Consider the following 4,994-nt stretch of genomic DNA (forward strand, 5'->3'; position numbering starts at 1 on the left):
ATTTGTACTGTCTGCGGCTTCGCCGCCTTGTCCTGATTTTTGTTAATCCACTATATCAATTCCGCCAATCTGTCGGAAAAGCAGCTGATGTGGCAGTGTCTGGTGCATGTCTGCTTTTTGATTTCGACGATTGCGATGGCTTGGACGGATAAAATAGTGTACGGCACGACGCACAAACCGCATTGATGTTTACCAAATAAAATACCCGACAAAACAATTTGTCGGGTATTTTATTGCGTATATTTCAAACCGCTTCGGCTTCTTCAGTCAGGAAACCACGCAGTTTCTGCATGGCTTTTGCTTCGATTTGGCGGATGCGTTCGGCAGATACGCCGTATTCGGCGGCAAGCTGGTGCAGCGTCAGCCCGCCGTCGTCTTGAAGCCAGCGGCTTTCCACAATACGGCGGCTCCTGTCATCCAGTTGCGCCAAAGCGTTTTGTAAACCTTCTGTTTGCAGGGCGTAATGCGCCTGTTTCGATAGTTGTCGGCTCGGTTCGGAATCGTGGTCGGCAAGCCAGTCGATGGGGGCGAAACTGTCCTCGTCGTCGCTGTTGTCTGCCATGATGGCGATGTCGTGTCCCGTCATTCGCTGTTCCATTTCCAGAACTTCGGAAAGTTTGACACCCAAATCGTCGGCGATGTCTTGTGCCTCTTTGGGAGACAGGGCGTTGAGGTTTTTACGCATGCTGCGCAGGTTGAAAAACAGCTTGCGTTGCGGTTTGGTGGTGGCAACGCGAACCAAACGCCAGTTTCTCAAAATAAACTCGTGGATTTCGGCTTTAATCCAGTGTACGGCAAATGAAAACAGACGCGCACCTCTACCGGGCTCGTAGCGTTTGACCGCCTTCATCAGTCCGATATTGCCTTCCTGAATCAGGTCTGCCTGATTCAGCCCGTAGCCGTCATAGCCGCGCGCGATGGAAACGACGACGCGCAGGTGGGACAGGATGAGTTGTTTGGCGGCGTTGAGGTCGCCCTTTATCCGGCGTTCGGCAAGGCGGGTTTCTTCTTCCTGGGACAGCATCGGGATGCTGTTGACGGTGCGGATGTATTGTTCGAGGCTGCCGTTGCCGCTTTGGATGGCGGGTAATGCGAAAGTGTTATTCATTTGGGGCATCTCCTTTCGGCTGAAACTGCGTATCGGCGGTTTGGTGTGTTGGGATGCAGTATATCACTGCTTGGCTTGTGTGTTGTACGTTTAATATGCGTTTGATTAAAGGTGTGCGGCAAGGTTTGGCAAATAGGGAAATTTTGCATCTGGCGCAGATTAATTTTATAAACCTGATATTTTAAGTTGATTTAAATATTATATTACATACGATGTTGTATGTAAATAGTGTTATGGAAAAGACTGTCCGCTTTGGCAGACAGTTCCGGCATCAGGATTTTTTGTTTCGGAAGATGAAAAGCAGTAGTGCGGTAAGGGACAATATTCCCATCAACCACCATGAACTGCCGGTTTTCATATAGGGCGTTTCGCCGACATAGCCTTTTATGTGTCCTTCCAATATGGTTTCCGTATCGGGTTGGGCTTGGGCGATGATGTTGCCTTTGGGGGAAATGATGGCGGTTGCGCCGGTGTTGGTGGCGCGGACCATATAGCGTCCGAGTTCCATAGCCCGCGCCTGCGATTGTTGGAGGTGCTGGTACATGGCGTTGGATTTTCCATACCACGCCATATTACTGACATTGGCAAGCAGTGTGGCATCTTTGGCGGCGGCAATCAGTTCGTCGCCGAATCCGTCTTCGTAGCAGATGTTGAAGGCGATTTTTTGGTTTTTCATCATTAGGGCGGATTGCTTGCCGCCGCCTTTGCGGAAGTCGGAAAGGGGCATATCCATCATTTTGTAAAGCGGCGTGGTCAGGAAGGGCAGCGGTTTGTATTCGCCGAAGGGGACGAGGTGGTTTTTGGCGTAGTAGGGGATGCCGTCCTGATTGTTTTCCTGATAACCGGTCAGGTTGATGACGGCGTTTTCGTAACCGTTGCCGTCCGAAGTGTATTGGCTGATGCCTACGGCGAGCGCGCTGCCGTTGTTTTGCGCCTGTTCGGCGAATTGTGCCAGTATGTTTTCCGGCAGGTTTTGGCGCATGATGGGGATGGCGGTTTCGGGCAGGATGACGATGTCGGCAGTGGTTTTGCCGACCTGTTCGTAATATTTCTGTATGGTCGGGATGACTTGGTCTTCACGCCATTTGATGGTTTGGGCGATGTTGCCCTGAAGCAGGGCGACGGTGCTGCGGCTGCCGTCTGGGCGGGTAAAGTTGGTCTGTTGGGCGGTGTAGCCTGCGGCAAGCAGGGCGGCAATCAGGATAATTGGAAGCAGGCGTTTGCCCGAACGTGTGGTGTTATCACTCGCCAAAACCAGCCAGACACTGAGAAAGGCGGTCGCCAGTGTAACCATATGGATGCCGCCCAAGGGGGCGAAACCTGCCAGCGGGCTGTCCGGGGTGATTTGGGAGTAGCCGATTGCGCCCCAGCCGAATCCGGTCAGGAAACGTTCGCGGGCAAACTCGGTCAGTGTCCACAGGATGGGCAGTACCAAACCGATTTTTATGCCCCGAGGCAGGGTAAATTTTTTCCACAGCCAGAAACACAGTGCCGGATAAAGGGCAAGGTAGGCGGGCAGCAGGAAGGTCAGCGGTACGGCATAGAGGTCGGGCAGGCCGGAAACGTCGTGCAGGGCAGTGTGTATCCAGTAGAATTGCGCCGTGTATGCGGTCAGACCGAACAGGTAGGCGGAAGAGGCGGCAAAACGCGGACGCAGTTCGATGAGGCGGACGAAGGCGCCGAAAATCAAGGGCATCAGCCAAAAGTGGTAGTAGGGTGCGAAGGTGAAGGGGGTGGCGGCGGCAAAAAGGATGAGCAAAGGCCAGTAGAGGGCGGGGTGCTGCCAGTATTTGTCCAGTTTGGAAAACATATTCGTCTGTCTGTTCGGAAGATGCCGTCTGAACGTCTTTCAGACGGCATCGGTATTTGAAAAAGGAGTCAATGCTTGCCGAAACGATTCATCAGCGGCAAGGCGGGGACGCAGGCAATCGAACCGGAAAGCAGCCCGACAACGAGGTTGGCGAAGTACTCCGCCCAGCCAGCGTCCCAGTGTTGCGCGTGCAGGAAATCGTGCAGAAGGCCGAGGTTGTGGGCGGCGCATCAGCAGCATGCCTAAGTCGTCGAGTTTGACGATGACGGCGACGATTCCGTACACCAAAACAGTCATGCCGATGCCGATTGCCGCCATTACGAGCATGCGCGTCATGTCGGTGCAGAAACTTGTGCAGCAGCTTTTCCACGCCTTCAAAGCACAGATAAATCCCGCCTGCCGTCAAAAGCGGCGTAATGAGTTGCGGCAGGAAGGCGGAAAGCAGCAGGGCCGCAGGCACCAAAACCGGCTTGTTGGAAAAAGAACCTTTCGCCACCGACCAAACAATCGGCAACTCGCGTTCTGCCGATACGCCCGTAACCCGGTTGGCATTGGGTGCCAAATCGTCGCCGACCACGCCGGCGGTTTTCTTTGCGGCGGCTTTAGTCATCAGGGCAACATCGTCCAAAACGGCGGTGATGTCGTCCGGCAGGGTAAATAGTGAGGCAAATGCCATTAAAGAATCCTGAAATGCGGCGCAAAGTCCGACATTATATAGGAGAACGCGGATTTGGGCGGTTTCAGGCGGCATGAAACAGGAAAATGCCGTCTGAAGGCGGTGGCGGACGTGAAGTAAAGTTTCGTGAAAAAAATGCCGTGTTACAGTCTTTCGATTTTAATTTAATGAATTTTAAGGGAGAATCGTTAGCGTGGATTGGATGGGCAGTCTGTTCCTGCCAGGTGGCGCACTGTTGTTCCTGAGCGTGGTTTCGACCACTTTACCCGCACGTTTGGGAATGCCTTTGCTGCTGGTTTCTCCCGCCGGCGTGTTGGACAGGGCGGCGGAAGCCTTGGCGATTGCGGCGTTCCTGATGTTGGTCGCGCGTCCGCCGGCAGTGTTCGGCGGTTTGTGGAAATTCAATTATAGTGGATTAAATTTAAATCAGGACAAGGCGGCGAGCCGCAGACAGTACAAATAGTACGGCAAGGCGAGGCAACGCCGTACTGGTTTAAATTTAGTTCACTATAAAATGGTGAAATACTTTACCGAGACGGATATCGGCATCCGTGAGCATTTTGATTTCTTCGGCGAGTTTGTCGTTTCGCCGGCAGCACGTTCGGGTGATTTGGCACTTACTTACGGTTTGAGGCTGGAAGCGGGCGAAGAGGGTTTGAGCCTTGCCGAGCTTTTCGATAAGCGTTCCGATAGTCAGGAGCAGGTCGAGGGCGGCCGTATTGACATCGGCGGCTTTATGCTGACCGCGAAGGAGGTTGACGGTGGCGGCAATATCGGGTCTATGGGGCTGAAAGTGCTGCGTTAGAAAGGTTTGATTTGAATGCCGTCTGAAGCCGGATTGCCGGTTTCAGACGGCATTTTGTCTGTTTAGTTTTTTTTGCTTTTTGCCTGTTTTACGTCTTTTTCGGTAACGCTTCCGCCGCCGTTGTCAAAGGCGTTCATGATATAAGTGGCGATGGCGGCAATGTCCGCATCGCTAATGGCGGTTGCGGGCATGAATCCGTTGTAGGTTTTGCCGTTGACTTTGATTGTACCGTTGATGCCTTTGACCATGCTGTGCAGCAGCACCTGCGGTTTTTTCATGATGAAGTCGGAGCGGTAGAGCGGCGGAAACATGGTTCCGCGACCTTCGCCCTTTTTGCCGTGGCAGGCGACGCAGTTGGATTCGTACACTTTTTGTCCTTTTGTCATGATGCTGTTGTCGGCGGCAGAAGCGGCGGCGCAGAGGCAGCCCAAGACGAGGGCGGTCGGCAGTCGGGTTGTGTTCATTGGTGTTTCCTTAATGTTTGAAACCTTGTTGTTGATTTTGCGTAGCGGGTGAAAGGTTTTTTTGCCGAATCGGTAGTATAGTGGATTAAATTTAAATCAGGACAAGGCGACGAAGCCGCAGACAGTACAAA

General features: G+C 52.9%; 5 protein-coding genes and 1 pseudogene. 2 read left to right on the forward strand and 4 right to left on the reverse strand.

Annotated elements, in window-relative coordinates; translation table 11 throughout:
- Window positions 1-244: 244 nt before the first annotated feature.
- The 3 genes and pseudogenes from rpoH to KEM39_RS11695 all read right to left on the reverse strand — a co-directional run bounded on the left by rpoH (window position 245) and on the right by KEM39_RS11695 (window position 3,594).
- On the reverse strand, window positions 245-1,108 hold the full coding sequence (gene rpoH / locus KEM39_RS10590; protein ID WP_211709999.1) for an RNA polymerase sigma factor RpoH: 864 nt from the start codon (window positions 1,106-1,108) through the stop codon (window positions 245-247).
- A 271-nt stretch (window positions 1,109-1,379) separates the two neighbouring features.
- Window positions 1,380-2,918 (reverse strand): apolipoprotein N-acyltransferase, encoded by a 1,539-nt coding sequence (gene lnt / locus KEM39_RS10595; RefSeq protein WP_025457293.1) that lies wholly within the window; start codon window positions 2,916-2,918, stop codon window positions 1,380-1,382.
- A 68-nt stretch (window positions 2,919-2,986) separates the two neighbouring features.
- Window positions 2,987-3,594, reverse strand: a pseudogene (locus tag KEM39_RS11695) (DUF808 family protein).
- A gap of 193 nt (window positions 3,595-3,787) precedes the next feature.
- On the opposite strand from KEM39_RS11695, the gene KEM39_RS12115 reads away from it, so the two are divergent.
- Window positions 3,788-4,057, forward strand: a complete 270-nt coding sequence (locus KEM39_RS12115; protein WP_025457290.1) for a hypothetical protein — start codon at window positions 3,788-3,790, stop codon at window positions 4,055-4,057.
- Between the two features lie 51 nt (window positions 4,058-4,108).
- Window positions 4,109-4,399, forward strand: a complete 291-nt coding sequence (locus KEM39_RS10615) for a hypothetical protein (RefSeq protein ID WP_025457289.1) — start codon at window positions 4,109-4,111, stop codon at window positions 4,397-4,399.
- A 62-nt stretch (window positions 4,400-4,461) separates the two neighbouring features.
- On the opposite strand, the gene KEM39_RS10620 is transcribed toward KEM39_RS10615, so the two are convergent.
- Window positions 4,462-4,863, reverse strand: coding sequence for a c-type cytochrome (locus KEM39_RS10620; protein WP_118997507.1), 402 nt, complete (start codon window positions 4,861-4,863; stop codon window positions 4,462-4,464).
- Between the last annotated feature and the right edge of the window lie 131 nt (window positions 4,864-4,994).

Origin of the sequence: Neisseria sp. Marseille-Q1983, assembly GCF_018224585.1 — a bacterium.
Taxonomy (GTDB): Bacteria; Pseudomonadota; Gammaproteobacteria; order Burkholderiales; family Neisseriaceae; genus Neisseria; species Neisseria polysaccharea.

What these genes read in the sequence shown, in the direction of transcription:
- rpoH (WP_211709999.1), bottom strand. Translation starts at nt 1,108, where the DNA reads ATGAATAACACTTTCGCATTACCCGCCATCCAAAGCGGCAACGGCAGC.
- lnt (WP_025457293.1), bottom strand. Translation starts at nt 2,918, where the DNA reads ATGTTTTCCAAACTGGACAAATACTGGCAGCACCCCGCCCTCTACTGG.
- KEM39_RS10615 (WP_025457289.1), top strand. Translation starts at nt 4,109, where the DNA reads ATGGTGAAATACTTTACCGAGACGGATATCGGCATCCGTGAGCATTTT.
- KEM39_RS10620 (WP_118997507.1), bottom strand. Translation starts at nt 4,863, where the DNA reads ATGAACACAACCCGACTGCCGACCGCCCTCGTCTTGGGCTGCCTCTGC.